The organism is Actinomycetota bacterium (genome assembly GCA_018333515.1).
Classification (GTDB): Bacteria; Actinomycetota; Aquicultoria; order Aquicultorales; family Aquicultoraceae; genus Aquicultor.
On sequence record JAGXSZ010000030.1, the window covers coordinates 26,155 to 49,973 of the forward strand.

Annotated in this window: 27 protein-coding genes; 15 read left to right on the forward strand and 12 right to left on the reverse strand. The window is 54.4% G+C overall.

The window, feature by feature from the left end; all coding sequences use genetic code 11:
- Window positions 1-42 precede the first annotated feature (42 nt).
- The gene (locus KGZ93_07225; protein MBS3909401.1) at window positions 43-687 is read right to left on the reverse strand and encodes a HEAT repeat domain-containing protein; all 645 of its coding nucleotides are present in this window, start codon (window positions 685-687) and stop codon (window positions 43-45) included.
- A gap of 246 nt (window positions 688-933) precedes the next feature.
- Between KGZ93_07225 and KGZ93_07230 the strand changes: the two genes are divergently transcribed.
- From KGZ93_07230 to KGZ93_07265, 8 genes are all read left to right on the forward strand, one after another.
- Window positions 934-1,131, forward strand: coding sequence for a hypothetical protein (locus KGZ93_07230; protein ID MBS3909402.1), 198 nt, complete (start codon window positions 934-936; stop codon window positions 1,129-1,131).
- Between the two features lie 57 nt (window positions 1,132-1,188).
- On the forward strand, window positions 1,189-1,401 hold the full coding sequence (locus KGZ93_07235; GenBank protein ID MBS3909403.1) for a hypothetical protein: 213 nt from the start codon (window positions 1,189-1,191) through the stop codon (window positions 1,399-1,401).
- Window positions 1,402-1,631: 230 nt separating this feature from the next.
- Window positions 1,632-2,591, forward strand: coding sequence for a flippase-like domain-containing protein (locus KGZ93_07240; protein MBS3909404.1), 960 nt, complete (start codon window positions 1,632-1,634; stop codon window positions 2,589-2,591).
- 10 nt (window positions 2,592-2,601) lie between these two features.
- On the forward strand, window positions 2,602-3,150 hold the full coding sequence (locus KGZ93_07245) for a C_GCAxxG_C_C family protein (GenBank protein MBS3909405.1): 549 nt from the start codon (window positions 2,602-2,604) through the stop codon (window positions 3,148-3,150).
- Window positions 3,151-3,221: 71 nt separating this feature from the next.
- Complete coding sequence (locus KGZ93_07250; GenBank protein MBS3909406.1) at window positions 3,222-3,974, forward strand: glycosyltransferase family 2 protein; 753 nt, start codon at window positions 3,222-3,224, stop codon at window positions 3,972-3,974.
- Window positions 3,975-4,067: 93 nt separating this feature from the next.
- Window positions 4,068-4,934 (forward strand): arsenosugar biosynthesis radical SAM protein ArsS, encoded by an 867-nt coding sequence (arsS, locus tag KGZ93_07255; protein ID MBS3909407.1) that lies wholly within the window; start codon window positions 4,068-4,070, stop codon window positions 4,932-4,934.
- Between the two features lie 12 nt (window positions 4,935-4,946).
- Entirely contained in the window at window positions 4,947-5,735 is a 789-nt protein-coding gene (locus KGZ93_07260) for an MTAP family purine nucleoside phosphorylase (GenBank protein MBS3909408.1), read from the forward strand.
- Between the two features lie 93 nt (window positions 5,736-5,828).
- On the forward strand, window positions 5,829-6,275 hold the full coding sequence (locus KGZ93_07265) for an RDD family protein (GenBank protein ID MBS3909409.1): 447 nt from the start codon (window positions 5,829-5,831) through the stop codon (window positions 6,273-6,275).
- 39 nt (window positions 6,276-6,314) lie between these two features.
- On the opposite strand, the gene KGZ93_07270 is transcribed toward KGZ93_07265, so the two are convergent.
- The 4 genes from KGZ93_07270 to KGZ93_07285 all read right to left on the reverse strand — a co-directional run bounded on the left by KGZ93_07270 (window position 6,315) and on the right by KGZ93_07285 (window position 9,273).
- Window positions 6,315-7,091: a slipin family protein gene (locus KGZ93_07270; GenBank protein ID MBS3909410.1), complete on the reverse strand. Its 777-nt coding sequence runs from the start codon at window positions 7,089-7,091 to the stop codon at window positions 6,315-6,317.
- A gap of 21 nt (window positions 7,092-7,112) precedes the next feature.
- Entirely contained in the window at window positions 7,113-8,420 is a 1,308-nt protein-coding gene (locus KGZ93_07275; GenBank protein ID MBS3909411.1) for a nodulation protein NfeD, read from the reverse strand.
- A 213-nt stretch (window positions 8,421-8,633) separates the two neighbouring features.
- On the reverse strand, window positions 8,634-8,771 hold the full coding sequence (locus KGZ93_07280; GenBank protein MBS3909412.1) for a hypothetical protein: 138 nt from the start codon (window positions 8,769-8,771) through the stop codon (window positions 8,634-8,636).
- 64 nt (window positions 8,772-8,835) lie between these two features.
- Window positions 8,836-9,273 (reverse strand): DNA-binding protein, encoded by a 438-nt coding sequence (locus KGZ93_07285; GenBank protein ID MBS3909413.1) that lies wholly within the window; start codon window positions 9,271-9,273, stop codon window positions 8,836-8,838.
- 302 nt (window positions 9,274-9,575) lie between these two features.
- On the opposite strand from KGZ93_07285, the gene KGZ93_07290 reads away from it, so the two are divergent.
- The 4 genes from KGZ93_07290 (at window position 9,576) to KGZ93_07305 (ending at window position 14,294) form a co-directional block, all read left to right on the forward strand.
- Complete coding sequence (locus KGZ93_07290) at window positions 9,576-10,259, forward strand: YIP1 family protein (protein ID MBS3909414.1); 684 nt, start codon at window positions 9,576-9,578, stop codon at window positions 10,257-10,259.
- A 321-nt stretch (window positions 10,260-10,580) separates the two neighbouring features.
- Window positions 10,581-12,404 (forward strand): efflux RND transporter periplasmic adaptor subunit, encoded by a 1,824-nt coding sequence (locus KGZ93_07295; GenBank protein ID MBS3909415.1) that lies wholly within the window; start codon window positions 10,581-10,583, stop codon window positions 12,402-12,404.
- The gene (locus KGZ93_07300) at window positions 12,401-13,120 is read left to right on the forward strand and encodes an ABC transporter ATP-binding protein (GenBank protein ID MBS3909416.1); all 720 of its coding nucleotides are present in this window, start codon (window positions 12,401-12,403) and stop codon (window positions 13,118-13,120) included. Before KGZ93_07295 ends, KGZ93_07300 begins: the two co-directional genes overlap by 4 nt.
- Window positions 13,107-14,294, forward strand: a complete 1,188-nt coding sequence (locus tag KGZ93_07305) for an ABC transporter permease (protein MBS3909417.1) — start codon at window positions 13,107-13,109, stop codon at window positions 14,292-14,294. The genes KGZ93_07300 and KGZ93_07305 overlap by 14 nt, the downstream gene beginning before the upstream one ends.
- Before the next feature lie 18 nt (window positions 14,295-14,312).
- Here the strand turns inward: KGZ93_07305 and KGZ93_07310 are convergent, their stop codons facing one another.
- On the reverse strand, window positions 14,313-14,873 hold the full coding sequence (locus tag KGZ93_07310; GenBank protein ID MBS3909418.1) for an isoprenylcysteine carboxylmethyltransferase family protein: 561 nt from the start codon (window positions 14,871-14,873) through the stop codon (window positions 14,313-14,315).
- A 250-nt stretch (window positions 14,874-15,123) separates the two neighbouring features.
- Between KGZ93_07310 and KGZ93_07315 the strand changes: the two genes are divergently transcribed.
- The 3 genes from KGZ93_07315 (at window position 15,124) to KGZ93_07325 (ending at window position 19,611) form a co-directional block, all read left to right on the forward strand.
- The gene (locus KGZ93_07315) at window positions 15,124-16,431 is read left to right on the forward strand and encodes an MFS transporter (GenBank protein MBS3909419.1); all 1,308 of its coding nucleotides are present in this window, start codon (window positions 15,124-15,126) and stop codon (window positions 16,429-16,431) included.
- Between the two features lie 202 nt (window positions 16,432-16,633).
- Complete coding sequence (locus KGZ93_07320) at window positions 16,634-17,212, forward strand: hypothetical protein (protein ID MBS3909420.1); 579 nt, start codon at window positions 16,634-16,636, stop codon at window positions 17,210-17,212.
- Between the two features lie 401 nt (window positions 17,213-17,613).
- Entirely contained in the window at window positions 17,614-19,611 is a 1,998-nt protein-coding gene (locus KGZ93_07325) for a SpoIIE family protein phosphatase (protein MBS3909421.1), read from the forward strand.
- A gap of 6 nt (window positions 19,612-19,617) precedes the next feature.
- On the opposite strand, the gene KGZ93_07330 is transcribed toward KGZ93_07325, so the two are convergent.
- From KGZ93_07330 to KGZ93_07355, 6 genes are all read right to left on the reverse strand, one after another.
- The gene (locus KGZ93_07330) at window positions 19,618-21,693 is read right to left on the reverse strand and encodes a heavy metal translocating P-type ATPase (protein ID MBS3909422.1); all 2,076 of its coding nucleotides are present in this window, start codon (window positions 21,691-21,693) and stop codon (window positions 19,618-19,620) included.
- 6 nt (window positions 21,694-21,699) lie between these two features.
- A complete protein-coding gene (locus KGZ93_07335) occupies window positions 21,700-21,879 on the reverse strand; it encodes a hypothetical protein (GenBank protein MBS3909423.1) in 180 nt (59 codons plus the stop codon).
- Window positions 21,880-22,254, reverse strand: coding sequence for a hypothetical protein (locus KGZ93_07340; protein MBS3909424.1), 375 nt, complete (start codon window positions 22,252-22,254; stop codon window positions 21,880-21,882). It lies immediately after the preceding gene.
- Window positions 22,255-22,527: 273 nt separating this feature from the next.
- Window positions 22,528-22,950, reverse strand: a complete 423-nt coding sequence (locus KGZ93_07345; protein MBS3909425.1) for a hypothetical protein — start codon at window positions 22,948-22,950, stop codon at window positions 22,528-22,530.
- Window positions 22,951-23,005: 55 nt separating this feature from the next.
- A complete protein-coding gene (locus KGZ93_07350; protein ID MBS3909426.1) occupies window positions 23,006-23,491 on the reverse strand; it encodes a DUF2325 domain-containing protein in 486 nt (161 codons plus the stop codon).
- Between the two features lie 44 nt (window positions 23,492-23,535).
- The gene (locus KGZ93_07355) at window positions 23,536-23,775 is read right to left on the reverse strand and encodes a hypothetical protein (GenBank protein ID MBS3909427.1); all 240 of its coding nucleotides are present in this window, start codon (window positions 23,773-23,775) and stop codon (window positions 23,536-23,538) included.
- Between the last annotated feature and the right edge of the window lie 44 nt (window positions 23,776-23,819).

The following is a 23,819-nucleotide window of genomic DNA, read 5'->3' on the forward strand; positions in this document are numbered from 1 at the left end:
CTTAGCCTACCAGAGGTCTTCAATCAACAAGATTGGCGGACTCTAAGCGCGCAAGAGTTCCTTGAGAGACGATTTCGCGAGTTCGCCGACGGTAGTCTCGACCAACTCTCCGGTCTCGTAGACGACCAGAGAGCCGGCGTCACCGGTCATTTTTTCGAGAGCCGGACGAGCTTCTACGGCGCGCATCGCCCCCAGCGCCCACGCCGCATGGCCGCGGAGCGTCGCATCGGCGCTGTCCAGTAATTCCATCACCTTCGGTATGGACTCGGCTATCAGGTCGGGCCGTTTTTCGGCGATTTTCCGCGCCGACCAGAGGACGCCCCGGCTCAAAACCGGGTCTTCGATAAAAGAGAGCGCTATCGGCGCCAGGTCGGGATAGACGCTGATGCGCGAAGAGACGACCGCACCGAGCGCTTCAGGCGCAGGCCATGCCGTTGCCCCGGACTCTTCCATCAGCGACCATATCAAGCGCCGCGGAATGTTGCGTCCCGAGTCGGAGTTATTCGAGCCCTGCCTGCCGGCCACCGCGCCCAAAGCCTCCGCCGCGCGCCAGTGGAGGAGGTCGTCGGTCGAGTATAAAAAAGAAAAGAGATAGCGCACGACGCGCTGCTTGCCTATAGCCATCTCCGCCAGCGTTTCAAATTTCTTATTTTCGAGGAGGATCCTTACCTCATCTTTTAATGACACATTTTCGCCTTTGTCCATATCCGATATTTCCCGGGCATCCTTAATCCGAGCGGCATACAAGTAATTATGCCATGATTGTTCCGTATGTAAAACCGACGCGAGAAGCCTCCGGGGCCGCGATATGATGAGACACGGAGCCGGATTGCCGGATTGGGGTTTTGGAAGAAGCCGTATGCGGGTATATAAGGACGCGAACAGCAGTTGTCGAGAGGTCGGCGAAGCACAAAAAACGGAGGTGGTGTAATAATGGCTGAGAACGCGGTTTTCGAGGATGCCGGGACACTGGTCAGGAGGGCGCATGAAATCGAGGATATGATGCATAGCTATGTAACGGCCTGTACCGGACCTGAAATAGATGCCCTCAGGGAAGAGCTTATCGAAGTGACCTCAAAATTAGATGAGGTCAAAAGTAAGATGGGTGATAAGATAGATATAAAGTATTAACGACCACGATTATCGGCGAAAGCTTAATCGCGCGAAGCAGGCGGGGAGGCGAATGATGTGAACGTGCGGGAACTGCTCGGCGAATATGAAGAGTTGGAGAAGAAAGCAAAAGAACTCGAAGGAGAGCTGCGTTGCCGGCACGATTGTGAGGGGCTTTGCGTGACACCGGAGGTATGGCAGGCTAAAGAAGCGCTAATCCATGTTACGATGCGCATGGATGAAATCAACGAGCTTCTTGGCAGGGATAAGCGGCCGGCTTACCACTATTAGAACACAACATCGCATGATGGCCGCGGCGACAAATTGAGAGTTTTTTCGGATGGGAGGCATAGCTTCCCATCCTTTTATGCTATACGCCACCCGGTTATGTTATTAGAATTCATATTGACAATACAAACCATTAGCAATTAAAATATAAACAATTAGCTTCGCGTTCCATTTGGGCACAAGATGGCGGAATAGGGTGGAGCCTCAACCGGTTTAAAGATCGAGAGCATACTATGGAATTGACGCAAAAATTACCTCAACCCCCAAAAAAAGGTCAATTAAGATATGCGGCGCTCTTTAAGGCCGCAGTGAGCGTTTTTTTGATAGGGGCGTTGCTCGCCAAATCGGACCTCGCCAAATACGCCGAGCTTGTCGGTAATTCGTCACCGCTCTACCTGGGCCTCGCGCTTGTGATTACGGTCGTATCCATTATCCTTAGCGCTTATAAATGGCAGCTTCTCGTTACCGCGCAGGGCTTTTCGGTGCCGCTGCGGCGGCTTATATCATCCTATTTCGTCGGCCTCTTCTTCAACAATTTTATGCCCACGAGCATCGGCGGCGACGTCGTTCGGGTATTGGATTTGCGCAAGATGACTTCGAGCGGGCCGGCGGCGGCGGCGTCGGTAGTCGCCGAGCGGGTACTGGCGGCGTTTACGCTGGGATTGATAGTCTTGTGCGGTGTAGCGTTCGGCACCGAGGTGATGGCGCGATATCGTGTGGTCATCCTTGTTTTTCTCGTCATCTGCGCGTTGGCACTCGTAGCCATATTATACGCGCACAAGTTAGCGCCGGCGCTAGCCCGGTATGAGGCTTCGATCGCCGGCAAGCTCAAAGAGACGGCCGAATCGATCCGCTCCTCGGTCGAGGACAAGAACATCCTGGCAAAGGTCTTGTTCTACTCCTTCATCTTTCAGCTCATGGTCGTCGCGATAAACGTCTTCATCATCAAGGCGCTCGGACTCGACGTGCCCATAGCGTTCGTCTTTCAGTTTATCCCGATAATCTTAGCGATTACGATGCTGCCGATCTCGATGAACGGGCTAGGCTTGCGCGAGGCGACGTATGCGTATTTCTTTGCGCAGGCCGGCCTCTCGACCGAGGAGTCGGTGACCATCTCACTCTTTTTCTTCCTCATCGTCACGCTGGTGAGCTTGATAGGGGGTGTCATCTTTGCTCTTCGGAAGCAGGAATAAGCTTCGCGCAATGCCCGTGAAAGATTCGCGCTCGACTATGGACGGGCGGTTGGCGCCGCAAGGGACTGCCTCCGGCGACACGGAGGATATATCGATGCCCCACACGCCGAGCGCGTTGGTAGGCGAACGCGCTCGAGCGTATTTCGATAGCGGCTATAATTGCGCGCAGGCGGTTTTGCTGGCGTCGGCGGAGGTTTTGGATGTGGATATCTCGCCGGACACAGTCAAGGGGATGGCGTCGTTTACCGGCGGTATCGGTTACGCCGGATGTATCTGCGGCGCGTTGGTTGGGGCCTCGGTCTTTGCCGGGATACTAATGGCGGACGTGAGGCGACCACGAAAAAACAAGAAGGCGACCGACGCTAGCGGTAAGCTCCACGATTCGTTTAAAGAACATTACAAGACGACCTGTTGCCGGGTGTTGCGCAAAGGGCGCGACTTCAAGGATAAAGGGGTTCGCTCCGAGTGCAGGGAGATTACCGCCAATACCGCGGAGCTTCTGTTAAATACGCTCGACTCCACAAAAACGGCATCGAAACCGGGTCGTGCGTTTAGATGACAAACGACTTTGTTGCGCCAAATCGAACCAAGTATTATGTTAAGCCAGTGCTAATCTAGCGGGTAAGCCTATTGATAACAATCATCGTGCCCGTGCTCGACGAAGCGTCGGCACTCCCCGGTTTTTTGGGTCAATTCGAAGTGATGCGTGACGATTTCGAGCTTATACTTTGCGACGGTGGGAGCATCGACGGCACCGCTGAGATCGCCGAGCGCCACGGTCTGCCGAATCTCGGCGTTATCCATGCGCCGCGCGGGCGGGCCCGTCAGATGAACGCCGGCGCGTTGGCCGCTAAAGCTAAAGCCGAAGCCAACGCCACAGAGATATCGATGGCGGCGGGTACGGTTAAGCCGGCGGCTTCAGGCGACGTCTTGCTCTTTTTACATGCCGACACCTATCTGCCGGAAGGGGCGTTGCGCGCGATTGAGACGGCAATGCGTGACGAAGGGTTAGCCGGAGGGCGGTTCAAGCTTAGGCTGGACAATCCCGCGCTGCCGTATCGCATCATCGGGGCGATGATAACGATACGCGACGGCCTATTCGGCGGCTTCACAGGCGACCAGGCGATTTTTGTGCGCATCAGCGCCTTCGAGGCGCTCGGCGGCTTCGCCGATATCGAGCTTTGCGAGGACATCGATTTCGCGTGCCGTCTAAGGAAGGTCGGTAGAACGATACGGCTGCCGTTGTATGTGACCACTGGGACGAGGCGCTGGGAAAAGAGCGGGCTCGTTAAGACGATTTTGCTCATGTGGATGATACGGATACTGTTTTACGCGCGGGTGTCGCCGGCGCGGCTGGCGCGGCTCTACGCGGACGTGCGATAATAAGGAGGGTTTTAGTTGAACATATGTACTCAAGATCTGTCGGTGACTCAACTCGACAGGAAAAGAATCGATATCCTGCAAGTCAATCTCGGGATGCGCTGCAACCAGGCGTGTGCCCATTGCCATCATAACGCCGGGCCGGGCCGCTCGGAGTTGATGTCGGCTGAGTCCTGCAACAAGACGCTCTCGTTTTTCGAGTCGAACGATATCTCGACGATCGAGCTTACCGGCGGGGCGCCCGAACTCAACCCTAATTTTAAAGATATGGTCAGGAGCGTGCGTGCGATGGGCAAGCATGCGGCGGTTCGTTCCAACCTGACCGTTTTATTCGAAGACGGCCTTGAGGGGTTGCCACAGTTTCTCGCCGAGAACCGGGTCGAGCTGGTCTGCTCGCTCCCCTGTTACCTCGAGACAAACGTCGATTCACAGCGGGGCGAGGGTGCATATAAGAAGAGCATCGCCGCGTTGAGGATGTTAAACGGCCTCGGTTACGGGGAGGAGGGCTCGGGCCTCCCGCTCTATCTCGTCTATAATCCCGGCGGCGCGTTTCTCCCCGGCGACCAGGCGGCGCTCGAAGCCGACTACCGCTCGAACCTCGAAGCTATGCACGGCGTCACCTTCAGCCAACTCTACACGATAACCAACATGCCGATAGGCAAATTCGCGAAACAGCTCCAGGCGGACGGCACCCTCGACGAGTACATGAGCCTGCTTAAAGAGAGCGTAAGTCTTCGTCTGCTCGATAACGTCATGTGCCGGCAGCTCATAAGCGTCGGCTGGGATGGGCGGGTCTTCGATTGCGACTTTAACCAGGCGCTGAATCTGCCGGCCGCCGGCGGGGAAAAGAGACTATGGGAGCGCTCGCTCGATGAAATTGTAAACGCGCCGATAACGCTCGGCGAGCATTGCTATGGCTGTATCGCCGGCAGGGGCAGCAGTTGCTGCGGAATTCTAAATTAAGGGCTTGTTGCGATGATTGGGATTATCACCGGCTCGGGACTCTACGATTTACCTGGGCTCGAAAAGGCTGAGACGAAAAGCGTAGAGACGCCTTACGGCCAGGCCGGTGTCGTCGTCGGCGTATTGGATGGGCGCGAGGTCGCCTTTATCGCCCGGCACGGCGCCAATCACGATTATCTGTCGAACCTAATCAACCATCGCGCCAACATCTACGCTCTGCGAGAGTTGGGCGCGCGCGCCATAGTCGCTACCTCGGTGATGGGCGTCGTCGACGGCTCGCTCGAATTGGCGCATGTACTTCTCTTCGACGACCTCTATTTTCCCGACAACCGCCTGCCCGGCGGCGAAAGCTGCACGTTCTTTACCGAAGCGGGGCAGCCGCGGCGCGGACACTACATGTTCGGTTCGCCGTTTTCAGCGGCTATGGCTTCTATTGCTTTGCGGGCGGCGGGCGACATCGGGATAAGCGTGGTTGGAGGCGGCACATACGGACACGTCAACGGCCCGCGTTTCAACTCAAAAGCCGAGATACGCCGGCTCCAGGTAGCGGGCGTGACCGCGATTAGCCAGACCTGCGGCCCCGAGGCGGTACTCGCGGGCGAACTCGAAATTCCCTATCTGCTCGTCGGCTTCGGCATCGACTACGCCAACGGTGTAAGCCGCGAGCCTACACCCATCGAGACCTTGGACCGGAACCTCAATCTTGCCTCAAAGGTCATGCCGGAGCTGATAACAGGCACGGTCGCCCTCCTCGGCCCCGAGAATATCCCCTTCGAGGGGTTTGTCTACCGATTCGAATAGGTCTGCGGTCGAGCGGTCGAATACTCGCCAAGATATCGTTTGTTATCGAAGCCGGTGGTATACTGACAACATAGACCCCTGGAGGTGGATGTTGTGGACAACAGTAACGTCGGTCCTTTGCCGCGAATCATCGCCGCATTAATAGACGGGTTGCTCGTCGCGCTCGTTCTCAACGTCACTTTCCTGAGGCCCAACATATTTCCGGGCGTCATCGACATCCGGGCGCTCATTGTCACCGCCGCGTTTATCGTATATGAAGCGCTGATGGTCTTTAAGCTGGGCACGACTGTCGGCAAGCGCATCATGGGCATTACCATAGTCGACTACTCGACCCAGGGCAGACCGACCATGAGGCAGTGTTTTTTTCGCCCGTGGGTGAAGTTGTTTTTCGGGATAGGCATTATCAGCAACACCTTCGTCGCTTTTATGGGAATCCTCTTTTCGCTGCTTAACCTCTATAAACTCTCGACCGACAAGGAGCACCGCGCGATACACGACGTTATCGCGGGTACGCTGGCACTCAGGGCCAAACGGCAATAGGCGTCGCTTTGGTGATAGAAAGAAAGTTTATGGCTGCCGCTATTTTTCCGAGCCCCCGGTCATATCGAGAAACGGCTTCAACAGCTCTATCGGGAGCGGGAAGATAATAGTCGAGTTCTTATCCGCCGCTATCTCGGTCAAGCTCTGTAAGAACCTCAGCTGTATCGCAGTCGGATGCCTGCCGATGACTTCGGCGGCCTGCGCCAGCTTCTCCGACGCCTGGAACTCGCCCTCGGCGGTGATTATTTTGCCGCGCCGCTCGCGTTCGGCTTCGGCCTGGCGCGCCATGGCGCGCTGCATGCTCTGCGGGATGTCGACGGCTTTTACCGCGACTTCCGATACCTTAATACCCCACGGGTCGGTCGCCTCGTCGATGATCTCACGCAGCTTCTGGTTGATCTCGTCGCGGCGTGAGAGCAGGTCGTCGAGTTCGGCCTGTCCGAGGATGCTTCGCAGGGTCGTCTGGGCGATTTGTGAGGTCGCGAAGATGTAATCGGTTACATCGATGACCGCCTTCACCGGGTCGAGGACGCGAAAGTAGATGACCGCGTCGACGCGGACCGGCACGTTGTCGCGGGTGATGACATCCTGCGGCGGCACATCCATCGTGATTGTTCTGAGGTCGATTTTGACCATCTTGTCGATTATCGGGATGATAAAGAAGAGGCCGGGGCCTTTGGCGCCGATGACGCGCCCGAGGCGGAAGATGACGCCCCGCTCATACTCTTGCACGATTCTGACACTCGCCGAGACTATCAGGATGACGATAACGGCTAATGGGATAAGCGACCCTAGAAGCTCTGCGATTTCCGGCATGTACAAACTCCCCCTTTATGTCTAAGTTACCTCTGTATTATTCGCCTCACTATGGCGTTTTACCTTCAAACGAAAACCTTGCAAGCTGACTATTTCAACCTCCTCGCCGACACCGATTGTTCCCTCGACGCTCTCGGCCGACCAGTGCTCGCCGTGGACAAAAACCTCGCCTCTCGGGGCGAGCGCCGTTCGAACCTCGCCGACAAGCCCAACCATGCCTTCGGCGCCGGTGGTCGGCGGCCGTTTTTGCGCGCGCAACGCCATTCGCATGGCGATGAGGATGAAGCCCGCGGTTGCCGCCACAGTCGGCACGATGATATACGGAGACACTCTTAAGCCGGGGACGGGCGACTCGAAGAGAATGAACGAACCGACGGTCATAGCGATAATACCTCCCACGCCGAGCACCCCGAAGCCGGGGTTGAACGCCTCCCCTATTAAAAGAGCGACCCCGAGGATGATAAGGATCAGCCCCGCGTAATTGACGGGGAGAACCTGCATCGAGTAGAGCCCGAGGACGATAAATATAGCGCCGCCGACACCCGACAGACCGAAGCCCGGGTTGGCGAATTCGTAGATGAGTCCGTAAAAGCCCAACATGAGCAGGAGATAAGCGACGTTCGGGTTGGCCAGCGTGTGCAGCACCCGTTGCCTGAACGACATCGGGTCTTCGACTACATCGGCGTTTTTTGTCTTTAAGGTCATGCGCCCCGCCGCAGTTTTCACGGAGGTGCCGTCGATGGTGTCGAGCAGGGCTTCGACACTCGGCGACACGTGGTCGATTACGTTCAGCTCGAGAGCGTTTTCGGCTGTGACGGAGACGCTTTTGCGCACGGCGTCTTCGGCCCAGTCCTGGTTGCGCCCGGTTTGCTTGGCGATGCCGCGAATATAGGCCACCGCGTCGTTTTCGGCCTTCTCGGCGACATCTTCGGGCATATCGCCGGCGATATTTACCGGGTGCGCGGCGCCGATGTTGGTGCCGGGAGCCATGGCTGCTACATGCGCGGCCATAGTGATAAAAGTACCGGCGGACGCCGCCCGCGACCCCGTCGGAGCGACATAGACGATGACCGGAATTTCGCTGGCAAAGATGTCTTTAATGATCAAGCGCATCGACGTGTCGAGCCCGCCCGGCGTATCCATGCGTATGAGGAGCGCCTCAGCCCGCTCGCGCTTGGCCGTGGCCAACGAGGTGTTTACGTATTCGGCGACGGCCGGGTCGATAATGCCTTCGACATCCGCGAGAATCACCCGGTTGCCGTTTTGCGCCGGCGCGGCGAGCGCGAAGAGGGCGACGATGATGAGCGCCAGGCTTACCGGCTTCAACATCCAGCGCCCCGATGCGGCGACGCGGCACATGGTGAGCGTACTCTTCGCTCCGCGTTTTCGACTCTGAGCTGCCCGCGCTTGGGAATCGCGTATACGCATGCGTGTTATCGACCCTCGTTTCGCATAAATAGAAGCCAAAACCCGATGCCCGGATGTGACTCGGATCCGTATATGCACTTGTTATGGTACCCAACTTCTCCTATATGCTAACAATCATGCTACTGTACGGCAAGTCAATGTAGTAATATCGCCCGCCTTTCTTACGATCTTATCCACGACCGCGACCGTAATCGCGAGCGGGTCGCCGACTTCTTCAGGACTAAAGCCCTTCAGCCGCGTTTGGTAGCGCATAAACTAGTAGCTCAGCCCTTCAGGGCTGACCGTCAAGCTAAAGCCTTAAGCTTCAAGAAGTGGGTTAGCCCAACTTCAGCAGGCTCAAACCCACCGCCGGGTCGAACTCGCGCACCGCGTTGATATCTTTTAGCTCTATCATCACCGCTTCCAGCACCAGGAACGCTTCGGAGTTCTCCCGCAGGCAGCCGACTTTTACCTCGTCGCGCTTTCCGAAGGCGCCGTGAAGATGTATCTTCGGCTCGTCGCCCTCCCAGAAGATGGTTCCGATACCGAGGACTTCGTTGCTCTCGTTTATTTCGCGCCAGATCGGAACCGGCGGCAGCTCATCCTTTTCGGGCCCGACCACCATCCGTCCTTTTTGCATCCCTCCGACGAGGTAGAGGACCGCCGCCTTGATACTCTCTTTCCGGGCAATCTCCCTGAGGTTGTTTAAAACTTCTTCATCTGCCTTGAACCGGGCCACTACGACCCTGCCGATTTCTCCGACCCGGTAATCCATATGCTCTCCTTAACAGACAATAATATTTTCGAATAGGCTAGCATGTTTTACGCAGGCTTGCATGCGTTTTACGGTTGCCGATAGGGATTTTGAGCGCTTTTCGGCCATGCATCCGTCGTCTTAATATCGACAACCCGAGCTTTGCAGGAAAAAGGGTACCGGATGAAGTAAATAAGTAGATATAGAGATAGGGAAAGGAAACAGAAACAGAAAGGCGTACAGCAAGACATGTATCGGTCGTTACGCCAGGTAGCGGGTGAGACGATGAGCAAAGTTATAACTCTGACTTTGGAGGGTGTTTAATGGAAGCGTTTGCAAATATTTTTCGGGTGACATACAGCCCGACAGCGGCATTTGAGCGCATCAAAGAGAAACCGGCCTGGTGGGTTCCGGCAATTGTCTTTATCTTGGCTTCAATGCTTTATGCGTACATCAGCGCGCCGCTCGCTATGGACTTTGCCGAGCAGGAGATGCTGCGCCAATCGAGCCAGATGTCGCCCGAGCAAATCGAACAAGCGCAACAGATGCTGCGCTCCCCCTTGGCCCTGGTCATTACCATGGTCTCGACGCTGATTGCGGCGATCGTCTCGATTCTCATACAGGTCGGATTCCTTCATCTCGTCTCTTCGATGCTGGGCGGTTCCGCGCGTTTTGCGGTCGGGCTGGCGGCAATCGCATATGCGAACATGCCGATAGTCGTGCAGCAACTGGTATTTTCGACAAACACGGTCTTCAGTAAGACGCTCGTGATGCCCGGCTTTACCGCCATGCTCCCGCGCGACGAGGCCACCGGCATTCTCGGCACTTTTCTTGGCAGAATCGATATCTTCGCGATTTGGTCGCTCGTGCTAGTCGCTTTCGCCTTATCGATTATCTACAAGCTATCGAAAGGCAAAGCCGCGGCTATTGTAGTAGGCTACTGGGCTGCGGGGACCATAGTTGCGATTGCTGCGAGTGCTATAGGCAGGGCTGTCGGCGGTGCGTAGCCGCGCTTAACTAAAGATTTCTCAGTCTCAGCGATTTTTAGACCAACAACAAGCGATTTAATAGTTTTCGATTTATTGTCTGCCACGCATGCGTTAGCGCTAAACATCCATTCGATTGCGAAAGGCTGCTATTTCGCTTGAGTAAGTGACAGCCGCGGCCAAGAACTGTTGCTTGATTATTCTTGAGCGTTGTCACAAAGAGGCTGCTCATAGTGTTATCATATATGGGTGAAAGATTAGATTCGTCCAATTTTGAGCGGGGCATGGAAGGTTTTCCAGCCCGGGCGGAAAGGGAATATTGGTGCAATGGCAAGGCTAAGATTGAATCGCAAAATTATATTCGCGGTGCTCGGACTAATCGTTATTGCCGCAATCGCCTGGTGGCAGATATCGCTGTCGCGTGGCGGCGAGACTATTGAGACTTCGACAGTTACCAAGGACGACATAGAGATATTTGTTTCGGCGCCCGCCAAAGTGACGCTCCCGAGCCGCGCCGACTTGAGTTTTAAGACCGGCGGAAAAATCGCCGCTCTGCGCGTAAAGAAGGGCGACACGGTCGCCGCCGGCCAGGTTCTGGCCGAACTCGATTTGACCTCCATAAACCCGCAGATACGACAAGCCGAGGCCGGCCTCAAAATTGCACAAGCCAGCCTCAGCAAGCTGCGCTCCGGTCGCAGTAAAGGCGAGATAGCGGTAGCGGAGGCCTCCGTCGACCAGGCGACCACCGCCATTGCGAGCGCGCGCCGCAGCTTGAAGACCGCCAACAAAATAGTAGAGCAGAGCAAGAAAAGGGCGGCGTTCAATGTCAACAGCGCCGAAGAAGGCGTCTATATCGCGAACAGACAGTTGACGAAAGCCCAGGCGGGCGCGCGCACCGAAGAGAGGAATGTGGCAAGTTTGCAATTGAACCAGGCCCAGCAGTCACTCACTGACGCTCAGGCCAATTACGATAAAGTAAGCACTCTCAACTCAAAGATGATGGACGAAGCAAACCAGGCCGTATCGTCGGCGGAGGCGACGTTTGTGCATGCCAATAGCGTCTTCGCAAGCACGCCCGATACCGACCCCGCATACAACGCGGTAAAGTCGAGCAAACTGCAGGCCGAGGCCGCGCGCGACGGCGCAAGGGCCGCGAAGGAGCGCCTTAGCGCTCAGAACGGCCAATCTCTGCAGGCAGCTCAGACGCAGGTTAATGCCGCTCGGAAAGCTTACGATACCGCGTATTCCCAATATAACCTGGCGACAGCCGGTGCTCGAAGCGAAGACCTCCAAATAATCTCGAGCCAGCTTCGCCAAGCCGAAATAGCGCTCCAGATAGCCCAGATGGGTAAAGACGACGCCGGCCTCGAAGCGCAAATCGACGCCGCGCAAGGGCAGCTCGATACGGCCATAAAGAGCAGCCAGGTTGCGATAGCCCAGCTCCTGCTGCAAAAAGAGGGCGCGCGCGCCGCGGATGTTTCGGCGGCGCGGGGGCAGATAGAGCAGGCTCAGGCCGCGCTGACCGGCGCGGAGGTCATCGCGGAAGACGCTGTGTTACGAGCGCCGTTTGCGGGGCAGGTCGCTTCGGTAAACGGTAAAGTGGGTGAGATAGCGGGGCTTAGTGCGGTTGCGGCCGCCACCGGCGGGTCGGGTGCGCTTATCACTTTAATAAACTTTGATAGGTTAGAACTATCGGCGGACGTTGATGAGACGGAAATCGGCAAGGTCAAGACAGGTCAAGCGGTACGCGTTATGCTCGATGCCTACGAGGATAAGGTCTTCGAAGGCGCGCTCACCAATATATCGATAATATCGTCGAAGAACGCGACCGGTGGGACCATCTTCACCGTCACCATAGTCGCCAACCCCGTGAAGGAGTTGTTTAGGGAGGGCATGGGGGGCGATGTGGATATAATCGCAGAGAGCAAAAAGGATGTCATAACCATTCCGTTTGACGCCGTCAAGCTCGACGGCAAGAAGGCGAGTGTGTTCGTCATAAAGAACGGGATCGCCAAAAAGCGCGATATCAAGCTGGGACTGACTTCGGATATCGCTTATGAGGTGGTCGACGGATTAAAAGAGGGCGAGGTCGTGGCCGTCGGAAAGACCGACCTGAAAGACGGCGACCAGGTTAAAGTAAACGACGGTGGACGGATCGGGCAATGACGATAGAGGTAAAAGACCTTTACAAGATATATTCTCTCGAAGGCGTCGAGATACACGCGGTAAACGGGATAACGTTGACTATAGAAGACGGCGAATTCGTCTCGATTATGGGACAATCGGGCTCGGGCAAATCGACCTTGATGCATATCATAGGATGTCTCGACAAGCCGACCAGCGGCTCGGCCAAGATAGACGGGCAAGAGATAACAGACCTTACCGAGAATGAGCTGGCCGACTTCAGGCTCGACAAAATAGGTTTTGTCTTTCAAACCTTCAACCTCATGCCGCGCGCGTCCGCGCTAAAAAACGTCGAACTGCCGCTTATATACGCCGGCGTGAGCCGCGCGGAACGGCGCGAGCGCGCCGTCAAGATGCTCGAGTCGGTGGGCCTCGGCGACCGCCTCGGCAGTCGTCCCACCCAGCTCTCCGGCGGCCAGCAACAGCGGGTCGCAATCGCGCGCGCTTTGATAAACGACCCGAAAATAATCTTTGCGGACGAGCCGACCGGCAACCTCGACTCCAAATCCGGCACCGAGATAATGGCCATACTCGATTCGCTTCACAGGCAGGGCAAGACGGTCATCCTCGTCACGCACGAGGCCGAGGTGGCCGAGCACGCGAACCGGCTAATCCGTCTACTCGACGGCAAGGTCATCGAAGACGGCCCCATTAAAGCCAACAACACAGGTGGGAAGCGTAAAAATGAACTTGTTTGAGAGTTTCCGGCTGGCGCTCGATGCGATAAGGGCGAATAAAATGCGCTCGGGTCTTACCACCCTCGGCGTCGTAATCGGCGTATCCGCGGTCATCCTGCTCGTCTCCGTCGGCCAGGGTATGCGAAACTATGTCACCGAACAGTTTCAGGGTATCGGGGCAAACCTCATACTTATTATGCCGGGCGATGTCGATTTCGGCTCGGGTCAGGAACCGATTTTCAGCTTTAAACTCCGCGTCGATCACGTGCGAAAACTGGAGCGGGAGGCGGTGTACGCGAAAGAGGTCGGCGCGGCCATAGAAAACCGCGGTACGGTCAAGTTCGGCAGCGAATCGCGCCGCCCCGGGGTCTATGGGGTCATGGGAAACTACAATGTGATGTTCAATTACCCGGTCGAACGGGGCTCTTTTATCACCGATACCGATGTCAATGGAAACCGGAAGGTAGCTGTTATCGGTGAGACTGTCGTCGAAAAACTCTTCGGCGGCGCCGACCCCATCGGACGTCGAATCAACATCGAAGGGCAGAAATTCACAGTAATCGGCGTGCTGGAGCCAAAAGGCCAGTCACTCGGAATAGATCAGGACGACATCGTCTACATCCCGATTACGGTGGCCCAGCGCATTTTCGGCATCGAGTGGGTGAGCTGGCTGGCCATCGAGGCCATCGATGAGAACAGCATCGATCTCGCCGTTGCCGAAAGCGAGCGCATTCTCAGCAAGACCCTCAGTGAAGACGATTTTTCAGTTATGACGCAAGAGAGTCTTGTCGGAACACTTGAGCAGGTTTTCGGGACGCTGACGCTCATGCTCGGCGGCATTGCGGGCATATCGCTTATCGTAGGCGGCATCGGTATTATGAACATCATGCTCGTCTCGGTGACCGAGCGCACCCGCGAGATCGGTATCCGAAAAGCGGTCGGCGCAAAGACCCACAATATTATGATCCAGTTTATTATCGAAGCCGCGACTTTGAGTATCTTAGGGGGAATCATCGGCATTGCGATTGGTGTCGGGGGCTCCCTGCTCTTGCGTATGGTGCTCCCCAGCGAAGTCACTATGTGGTCCATCGCGCTCGCCTTCGCGTTCTCAGCCGCCATCGGCATATTCTTCGGCGCATACCCCGCGTTTAAAGCATCCCGCTTGAGCCCAATCGAAGCACTTAGGCATGAGTAGCCGCGGTGGCTTTTTTATCTAGAGCTTTATAACCGCGCGCTCTTTGTATTCGAGGTACGCCTGCCCGAAGCGCTCCACCAGGCTTTTCTCCTCTTCTTTTGAGACGACCATGAGCGTGAGCGCGACCACCAGGGCGTAGACGAGGCCGAGCATCGACGCGCTCCACATCGAGAGGCCAAAGCCGACCACGACTCCGCCCAAGTACATGGGGTGGGTCGTGATTCGAAAGGGACCTGTTGTGGTGATCTCCCCGGCGGTCGGGGGGACGAAGGTCGCAATCCTAAGCGTAAGTCCGGCCCATATTAAAAAGAGCGCGCCTCCTACCGCTATCAGTAACCCAAACCATGAGAGAAACGGCGTAACCGGCTGGTGGCGGTCGATCAACATAAAGAGAGGGAAGGCCACGACGTTGCTCGCCGCCGCAAAGATATGGGCATAGACCAGAACGGGGCGCCAGACCTTCGCGACTCGCCGGTATACGCGATATTTCCACGCGACGAATCCATATGAGACGACCACATAGAAACAGAGTGATACGAATATTCGAAGAGTGACCCGATAGTCCAAATTGATATCCATATAGACCCCCTTAATGGTTGATTTACCCCAAAATGGTCGCCGGGCAATCATGCAAACGTTCTTCGGCCAATCATCGAGCCTCAGACACTTAAACCGGCGTTGACAGTTGGATTATATACCGGCATACCGCCGCCTACATCTAGCACGGTAGTCGTGCAAGCCTAAGACATCCAAACCGATCGGATTATATACCGCGATGTATCCGCATGGCCGATATAAAAAGCGGTCTTACTCGTATATAATGATTGCTATGCCCAATTCTACCATCGGCTTTATCGCCGGCAAAAGCAGTACAAACGGAACGCTTCCAGGCCGTCGTATCCATTACGGCATTTGGGTGCTGATAGTCGGGATATTGACTGTCTTCGGCAGCATTGGTCTGGGCCGCTTCGCAATCGGCATGATAATCCCGGAGATGGGCGTAGCGCTGGGCCTCACCAACACGCAACTCGGACTCATCGTCTCCGGGACCTTCTTCGGATATTTGGCGAGCACCGCGGTGAGCGGGTATCTCTCGTCCCTGTACGGGCCGAGAAAAGTCATCGCCGGCTCTATGTTTTTGATTGTCTTCGGGATGCTCATGGCGAGCAGCGCGACCGGGTTTTGGATGGCGGTTGCGGGCCAGCTTTTGATAGGGATCGGAACCGGTGGAAGCAATGTTCCGACTATGGGCCTGGTGACAAGGTGGTATGCGCGCAGGTTCCGGGGAACCGCCTCCGGTTTGATGACGGTAGGAAGCGGCCTCGGGTTTGCCGTCGCCGGAACATTGGTACCGTTTCTCATCGCTTTTTACGGGACCGACGGCTGGCGAGCCGGTTGGTTTTATCTCGGCGCTATCGTTTTAGCGATAGCCTTCCTCGGGGTGCTGGTATTTAGAAACAGTCCCGGCGAGGCCGGACACGAACCGGTCGGGGGTACGGATGTCGCGCCCGAAGCCGGCCATGTCGAGTCGCCGACGGCGGGCCGGCTCGATACGAAGGGACTTTATCGTTCGCGCCCGCTCGCGAAGCTCGGCGCGACGTATTTCATGTACGGTTTTTCATACGTGATGTTCACCACCTTTTTCGCGAAATACCTCATAGAAGAGGTTGGTTTCTCGGCGACGCGCGCCGGCGGTCTCTGGTCTACGATTGGGGCGGTCAGCATTTTAAGCGGGTTTCTGTGGGGGATGTTGTCGGATAAAATCGGCCGCAAGCAGGTGCTCTTTATGGTCTACCTTCTGCAGGGACTCGCTCTGGCGGCGCTTTCTGCCACCAAAGACCCCGGCCCGGTAGTCGCTGTTTCGCTTGTCTATGCGCTCACACTGTGGAGCGTTCCCGCGATTATGGCGGCGACATGCGCCGATTATGTCGGCGGCGCGCTCGCGCCCACGGCCTTCGCCATAGTCACGCTGTATTTTGGGGCCGGACAAGTGATAAGCCCCTGGATAAGCGGCTACATCGTCGACGTCACCAGCAGCTTCTCCGTCCCGTTCATGGTCTCGGCGGCGGCCGGTTTCGCGGGCGCCGCGCTATCGCTCATGCTGTCTGAGCGCGCCGACATGACGGCACAGCGCTAGATTTTAAGGAGTATCGTCCTGGGCGATTGTCGACGCGAGGGTATTTCACTAGTTGTTTATGTTAAGATAAGTTGATTAACATCCGCAAATACTCCATGGTGAAGAGCGCGGACCCGACTTGAAACGAGGGCCGGCCGACAATACCAATGGATGATAAGGAAAGACAGCAAGGCTGAAAGACAGAAAGGCTGGTGGTAAGAGGATGTCCGCACTGGATTCCCTAAAAGGCGATATGGATCCGCTCACTAAGCGGATTGTTTTTACGGCTATTTTCACCTCTGAGCTGGAAAAAGAGGGCTGTTCACCGGTCGCCGCCGGTGATTATGCGGTAGAGTTGTATACTTCCGGCGAGTATAAAGCCGCCGGCGTCGACGTAATCGCCCCTTCCGGTGAAGCTCAAAAGGTATTGCGGCAACTGGGCTTCACAAAGAATGGAGACGCATGGGTCAATAGCGACATAGATATGACCGTGCGCATAGTGGATGAAAGCTTAGGAGATGAGCAGTTGAAGCGGGTAAACCAAATCGACGTAAGCGGAGCGAGCGTATACTTGCTCGGCCTGGAGGACACTGTTCTCGCCAAGCTCAGAGACTTCGCGTTCGAGCATGAGGTTGCCGCCAGCACCTGGGCCCAAGAGCTGGTCGAGGCGCACCCCGGCGAGATAGACTGGATGTATCTGAAGGCTAACGCCGAGAAAGAGGTCATGGTCGCGCTCGAGGGTCTCATCGGTGAACTCGGCATCGAGGAAGACGACGACGACATGTTCAAGGCGAAGTATTAGACGACCCGTTGGACTTGCTATTTTATAAAAGGATAGCGGCTCTTGGCCGTGCTTGCGATGGTTGCGCCGGTTCGGTCGAAAAAATAGAGGTTGCCGGGCGCGCCAGGGCAATGCTTGTTTTGCTACGTCTATTTTAAGCATGAGCAAATCTAATCCCTACCACCGTTACCTCCAATATCATCGGGCAATCGATTTATTTGAAAGACTTCTGGCGACTTTTTGCCCTCCCCCAACGATGAAAACCGGTCAATAGAGACCTAGGAGACGGCCGGAGATACGCAGGAGGCTTAATATTTTACGAAGCATAGTGTACAATTAGCATCGGGTTAGTGTGTTTATAGTAGTGCGCTTAGAGTATCGGTCGCAACACATAACAACGCCATAACCGGAGACCTGATTCAATGACTGACCTTGGAAAGCTAGCCGCGGATAACATGACTATTGTGATGCTCGTTTATGGGCTGGCGCTGTTTACGCTAGGGGTGGCCGTTTTGCTTAGCGCCCTTAGGCCGACGAGCTTAAGGTTTGCAAGATATCTCCCATGGCTTGCGGGATTCGGCTTTATCCACGCGATTAACCAATGGCTCGATATGCTCACCCTTATCGACCAGTATAAATTTCTTCCCGAAAGCTGGCTTTTTGTAATCATTAAGACGGCTATATTCGCAAGCATCACATTGTTTCTTCTTAAATTTGGAGCCGGGCTTCTGGTGACGACAGATGAGCGGTATCGCGCATTTAACGCGGTGCCGCTCATTGTTTACTCGATATGGGCAGTAGGCCTTGGAGGCTCTTTTGTGTTAACCGGCTTCGGCATAGAACAATGGTTGAGAAATAGCGAGATTCTAACACGTTATTTGCTTACTTTTCCGGGCGCGGTCATAGCCGGCTCGGCACTGTTTTTGCAGTATAGAGGCTTCTTAAAAAAAGGTTTTGGGGCCGCCTCGCATGGCTTTCTAATCGCAGTCGTCGCCCTTTGGCTAAAGGCGCTAACCTGCGGGCTGGTAGTGCCGTACATCTCATATTTCCCGGCGTCAGTCATCAATTATGACTCCTTCATGTCGTTTGCCGGATTTCCCGTTCAGATTCTTAGGGCGGCCAATGCCATACTGATTGCTTTTGGCATTGTGTACGGCATGCGTGTTTTCAATATCGAAGAGCATAAACTAGAAGAGCGTCGCAGCATGGAGCTGCTTGCGCTTGAAAATATCTCTCGCGAGATAGGAAGAAACCCCGATCTCTCCAAGGCATTAATGTGGGCCATAAGGGAAATCATAAGACTTTTTGACGCCAAGGCGGGCGCCGTTATTATGGTCGGTGAGCAAACAGGAAGGCCGAACATAGAAGTCGAACACGGCTTCGTTCCAGGCTTTGCTCAAGGCTTTGAACGCATGTCCTCGGTGGATGCTGAGAAATGCCCCGTCGGAAGAGTTATAAAAGAACAGAAGCCCTTTGTCACAACGGATATGGCGGAATGTCCTTTGATGGTCGAAGCGGTTGACGGGCCGGAAAAAGTCAACGCCGTTACGCTGCTCCCGCTTACCGCAAAAACGAAGACATTCGGCGCAATCGCGCTACTTTTTGAGGATGTCGAAGCTCTCAAGCCATCGAACGTGGAATTCCTGAGCACTTTTGCGAATCAGATCGGCCTGGCGGTAGAAAATGCTCAATTGGAAGAGCAGCGCCGCATAGCACTTGTTCTCCAGCGCAGTCTTTTGCCTAAAATACCGACGGTGCCTCAACTGGATATCGGCGTTCACTACCAATCGGCGACGGTCGGCACCGAGGTCGGCGGCGATTTTTACGATTTTATCGACCTCGGCAATAGCTCGATGGGTATCGTCCTTGGGGATGTGGCCGGCGCGGGCATCGATGCGGCGGCTACCGTCGCGATGGCCAAATACGCGACAGCGGGCTTTGCCCTTGACAACAACTCACCCGCCGACAGCATGAAGAAATTGAATAATCTGGCTGTCAAACAGCTGACGGCCGGCAGGTTTATTACCGCAGTCTATGGCGTCTACGACATAGAAAAGGGTCTCCTGGTTTTTAGCAACGCGGGCCATTTACCGCCTCTTATTATTAGAGGAAGAACGAGAGAGGCGGTTTTTCTAAGCAAAGAAAGCGGTATCGCTCTGGGTATAGTCTCCGATAGAGAGTATCCGCGAGAAGAGGTTTCCATAGACCATGGCGATTTGCTGATTCTTTATACCGACGGCTTAATCGAGGCACGGCATAGCCGTGAGTTCTGGGGCGAGAACCGGCTCGTAGAATTGGCTAAGGATAGTATCGATATGCCTGCGCAGGTCATAGCGGACAACCTGTGCGGCGGCGCGAGAGAATTTTCCGGCGGCGCCTTAACCGATGATATAGCGGTCGTCGTTATCAAAAGGCTATAAAGATTTTCAATTTACACCCCTGAGCGGTCGCAGGCTGTTAAGTGTCACCCCGACAGTCGTGACGTTGTGTGCGAAGGCCGATGCGGCGGGCGATATTGCCCCCAATAGCCCAAGACCTAATAAGGCGGAGTTAATTCCAACGATATACCCGAAGTTTTGCTTAATCAAAGACAAGGCGGTCCGTGACATTATCCTAGCGTCAATAATGTTTAAGAGGTTTCCGTCCAGGAGTAATATGTCACACGCCTCTTTGGCAATGTCCGCGCCTTGCTTCATAGATATGCCAACATCCGCGTGGGATAGGGCGGGGGAGTCGTTTACGCCGTCTCCGATCATTGCGACCGTGTGGCCTTTGTCTTTAAGCCTCTTTATTATCCCGGTCTTTTCTTCAGGGAGTACCTGCGCGTAATACTCCTTTATGCCCAATCCCTTTGCCACATTGCGCGCGGTCGCCTCGTTATCTCCGGTTACCATAATGATTCTTTTCACCCCTGATTTCTTTAGTTTGCGCAAGAACCTTTGGGCGTTGTCTCGCAGAGGGTCTTCGATTGTTATAACCCCCGCAAGCTCTTTACCGATTGCGACGTAAAGAATCGAGTGACCATTCGCGGCAAAGTTATCTATGGACTGCTCCACGCTTGCTATAGCAATGCCCTCGTCTTCGTGAATAAAATGTTTGCTTCCAACAAGCACCCTCTTCTTGCCCAACCTGGATGCGATGCCGTGTGCGACGACGTATTCCACATCCGCGTGCTCTTCGTCATGGACAACGCCTTCTTTCTTTGCCTTCTTTACCACCGCGGTAGCAACAGGGTGGGGAAAGTGCTCTTCCAGGCAAGCGGCATGTCTGAGAATATAGTCCCTGCTGTATCCATTAAAGGCGATGACATCCACGACCTTTGGCGTAGCCTCTGTAAGGGTGCCGGTCTTATCGAGAACAAATACGTCCGCATCCGCCATCTTTTCTATAAACTTGCCTCCCTTTATCAAGACCCCCTTCTTCGCCGCTTTCATCATGGTCGCCATTATGGTCAACGGGCTTGAAAGCTTTATAGCGCAAGAATAATCAACCAGCAGGGCGGATGCCGCCTTTGCGGGGTTACCGGTAAGGGCATATGTAAGCCCTCCAAGGAGGAAAGAATATGGGACGATCCTGTTTGCGAGTTTTTCCGCGTGGCTCTGCACGTCCGCCTTTAGGTCTTCGGACTCCTCGATCAGTTTGACGATTTTTGATATTCTTGTGGCTCCGCCAACGCTTAATGCCTTTACGGTAAGAAATCCTTCTTCTATCGCGGTGCCCGCATAAACCATTGTGCCTTGACGCTTCATCGCCGGCAGCGGCTCCCCAGTCAAGGATGACTGGTTTACCATTGCCTCACCTTCAAGAATTATTCCATCGACGGCTATGCGCCCGCCCGTTCTCACGATGACGGCGTCGCCCTCTTTTAAATCAACCACCTTAACCCGCTCTTCTTTATCGCCGTTTTTTATCCAGGCATGATCGTCGGTGAACCGGAACATCTCGGTGAGTATCTTTCTAGACCTGTCCTTTGTCCATTCTTCCAGGTAGTCACCGACCTTTAAAAGCAGCGAGATTACCCCTGCCGTGCGGTAATCTCGCATGCCTATTGCTGTGCTCAGGGCCAACGAATCAAGGACATCGATATTTAGGCCTCTTTTTAGAAGAGACCGGACTCCCTTTTCGATGATGGGCAGAGCCCCGTAGAGGGCGATAAACGGCTTAGCGGGGGGAGGCGTTAAGGGCGATATCAGCAGCATAGCCCCCGCTTTAATAACGGACTTCTTTTTTCGCACGAGATTTTCGGCCGCGGGGGCGCCTCTCTTGTGGCGCCCCGTTAACGGCATATTTTCTATAGCCCGTAAAAGGTTGCCCTTAGTATTGGGGTTGCCGTTTAGCGTTATGAGAACGTTTTTTGTTCGGCCATTAAAAGCGGCTTTCTCGACGCCCCCAACATCGCGCAGGGTCTTTTCTACCTGTGTTAAATCTATGCCCGGTTTTTTGGGAATGGAAAGTCGTATCCTCAATCTGCCGGGCAACTCATGGACGATAGTGTAATTCATTACTTATTAATCTTTTTCCTCCGAAAGTTTCTCTAGTATTTGCTCCATCCTCTCGATTCTTGTCTCCGCATCCTGCTTCTCTTTGATCCTGGAGAATATGTAGGAACCTCCGACTACCGCGCCCGCGCCCAGGGCAAAGTTTAACGCGGAACGGAGATACTTTATGGTTTTCATCGTAGTATGCATCTATTTTTCCTCCTTGCCGGGTTTTCTTTTAGCCAATTTCTGTTCCACGGTTTTTTCTATTTTGTCCAGGATCTCTTTTTCTTTTTTTATAGCGTCTCCGGTCGTTTCGAGTTCTTTGTGATAGGCATAAATCGCTTCAGCGGTAATATCCTCCGCGTTCTCTCTTGCTTTTTCTACTCTTCCCGCTGCCCATTCCTTGAAAGCGTAGCCTTCTTTTACTACACCTACCAACGCCGGCCTCAATTTCTGCGAGGCTTTTCCGACTCCGATCACGGCAAGAGCGCTCAACGCACCCACCGTTGCGAGGCTCAGGTTTTTTTTGAGGAAGTAGCCGGTAAAATGCTCCCCCAGATGCTTGCCGGCATTCTTTCGCATGTATTCGCTTACTTGCTTTTGTAAGTGCTCTCCCATGTTCTTCTCCATAAATGCTCCTCCTCTATGCCCACCACGGTCGTCAACGATTCTACAACTAACTATTTAAATTTATGTTTTCCCTTGCAGCCAAGCCTCAGCTTTGTGTGCGTACGCAGTCTATACCCAACTTTCAAAAAATAGAAGCTGAGCCGCAACGATTTTCGAGCTACAACAAATGGAAATCGCCGTTTATCCGGTTGTCATTTTGAACCGTAAACCACGGATTTTTGAGCTTTAAGACTTCATGATAGCGTTCGCTACGATTGGGCCTAAAACCCTCAACGGTTTTGGCAAAAGGAAATGTGATGCGATATCGACCGCTGCGCGAATGGCGACCCTCGTTATTTTTTCGTTGCCCTGATTGTTCGCGCAGCGCGAACAAGGGGAACCATGATACGTTTCAATAATGTGTGAGCTATCGATTTCGCCTTTAATTTCATCGAGGATATTGCCAATTTGCTCTATGAGAACTTTGCTTTCAATGTTTGACGTATTGAAAATTATTAGTATCCTCCCTGTTCGGGGATTAATATCCGACCTTATCACTCCCGTGATCGCGTTGATTTTAATTGCTAGGAGTGAGCAGCTGTGTTTTTTTCCGATTAACTCGCGGCCTTCAAGCCTCAGGCGGCCTGGAGTTACGCTTACCGGTGCCATCGTTTTTCCTCCTCAAAAGCATGGGTACTCCGATTCCAACTGAGATAATCGAGCTTTACGGCTCAAGCTTATCTCTAGATATATTATGAACAGCCGCGCGTATGTCCGCGCTGCCTGAGCCCTCTGACAGACCAACATCCGGCTGGTTGCATGTCGGGTTTATTTGCCTTCCCGCGCCACCAGGACTATGCGATGATCTCTCTTGGCACCCGCAGCCCCCCGCGCAGCCGTGGGTCGAGCCGCCACCGCATCCGCAGCCTTGCTCGGCGCGGCACCGGCAGGCGGCGCGATTACTCTTCTTTAACTCAGCGATGCAATCTCTCACCGATGAGACACTGCAGTTATGGCTGCAAATCAAATTGATCTTGTTTTCTCTCGCCAACTTGTAGACGTGGCGAGCCGCTTTATGCGATATGAGATTGGTAAACAGAATAACGCCGTCGGTCTCCGCGATTTTCTTACAAAGCCCGACACTATATCGGGGAAATACTTTTATGTGCAAATTTTCTTCCTCGGCAAGCTTGGGGTAATGTTGGTTCAACCTAGTCAAACCTCCTATAATCGCAACTGTCATATCGTTCCTTTCTAAGCCGTGTCAGCGATTTCTACGGTAACTTCTTTAGCAAAGGAAAGTGGAAGCGTGATCAACGACTTGTTTTCGAGTTCGACCTCCACAAACTTTGGTTTACTATCGGGATACCGGCAGATTACCCGCAAGTTGCTGCCCCGGCTCACCCCGGCTTTTATATACTTTAGGTTATCTTCCGCCCAGGAAACCGCTTTAACGTGACAACGAGTATATGTGGGAATATCCGCAAGCGACATAATAAACCTCCTCGCAACCTTTAGCCCCACATTCCCCACCCCTC

Excerpts from the sequence above, each read along its gene's own strand:
- arsS (MBS3909407.1), top strand. The coding sequence starts at position 4,068 with ATGCGCTGCAACCAGGCGTGTGCCCATTGCCATCATAACGCCGGGCCG.
- KGZ93_07320 (MBS3909420.1), top strand. The coding sequence starts at position 16,634 with ATGTCCGCACTGGATTCCCTAAAAGGCGATATGGATCCGCTCACTAAG.
- KGZ93_07240 (MBS3909404.1), top strand. The coding sequence starts at position 1,632 with ATGGAATTGACGCAAAAATTACCTCAACCCCCAAAAAAAGGTCAATTA.
- KGZ93_07345 (MBS3909425.1), bottom strand. The coding sequence starts at position 22,950 with ATGGCACCGGTAAGCGTAACTCCAGGCCGCCTGAGGCTTGAAGGCCGC.
- KGZ93_07285 (MBS3909413.1), bottom strand. The coding sequence starts at position 9,273 with ATGGATTACCGGGTCGGAGAAATCGGCAGGGTCGTAGTGGCCCGGTTC.
- KGZ93_07275 (MBS3909411.1), bottom strand. The coding sequence starts at position 8,420 with ATGTTGAAGCCGGTAAGCCTGGCGCTCATCATCGTCGCCCTCTTCGCG.
- KGZ93_07280 (MBS3909412.1), bottom strand. The coding sequence starts at position 8,771 with ATGCGCTACCAAACGCGGCTGAAGGGCTTTAGTCCTGAAGAAGTCGGC.
- KGZ93_07245 (MBS3909405.1), top strand. The coding sequence starts at position 2,602 with ATGCCCGTGAAAGATTCGCGCTCGACTATGGACGGGCGGTTGGCGCCG.
- KGZ93_07300 (MBS3909416.1), top strand. The coding sequence starts at position 12,401 with ATGACGATAGAGGTAAAAGACCTTTACAAGATATATTCTCTCGAAGGC.
- KGZ93_07290 (MBS3909414.1), top strand. The coding sequence starts at position 9,576 with ATGGAAGCGTTTGCAAATATTTTTCGGGTGACATACAGCCCGACAGCG.
- KGZ93_07325 (MBS3909421.1), top strand. The coding sequence starts at position 17,614 with ATGACTGACCTTGGAAAGCTAGCCGCGGATAACATGACTATTGTGATG.
- KGZ93_07340 (MBS3909424.1), bottom strand. The coding sequence starts at position 22,254 with ATGCGAAAGAATGCCGGCAAGCATCTGGGGGAGCATTTTACCGGCTAC.
- KGZ93_07315 (MBS3909419.1), top strand. The coding sequence starts at position 15,124 with ATGCCCAATTCTACCATCGGCTTTATCGCCGGCAAAAGCAGTACAAAC.
- KGZ93_07230 (MBS3909402.1), top strand. The coding sequence starts at position 934 with ATGGCTGAGAACGCGGTTTTCGAGGATGCCGGGACACTGGTCAGGAGG.
- KGZ93_07270 (MBS3909410.1), bottom strand. The coding sequence starts at position 7,091 with ATGCCGGAAATCGCAGAGCTTCTAGGGTCGCTTATCCCATTAGCCGTT.
- KGZ93_07335 (MBS3909423.1), bottom strand. The coding sequence starts at position 21,879 with ATGCATACTACGATGAAAACCATAAAGTATCTCCGTTCCGCGTTAAAC.
- KGZ93_07305 (MBS3909417.1), top strand. The coding sequence starts at position 13,107 with ATGAACTTGTTTGAGAGTTTCCGGCTGGCGCTCGATGCGATAAGGGCG.
- KGZ93_07260 (MBS3909408.1), top strand. The coding sequence starts at position 4,947 with ATGATTGGGATTATCACCGGCTCGGGACTCTACGATTTACCTGGGCTC.
- KGZ93_07355 (MBS3909427.1), bottom strand. The coding sequence starts at position 23,775 with ATGTCGCTTGCGGATATTCCCACATATACTCGTTGTCACGTTAAAGCG.
- KGZ93_07330 (MBS3909422.1), bottom strand. The coding sequence starts at position 21,693 with ATGAATTACACTATCGTCCATGAGTTGCCCGGCAGATTGAGGATACGA.
- KGZ93_07310 (MBS3909418.1), bottom strand. The coding sequence starts at position 14,873 with ATGGATATCAATTTGGACTATCGGGTCACTCTTCGAATATTCGTATCA.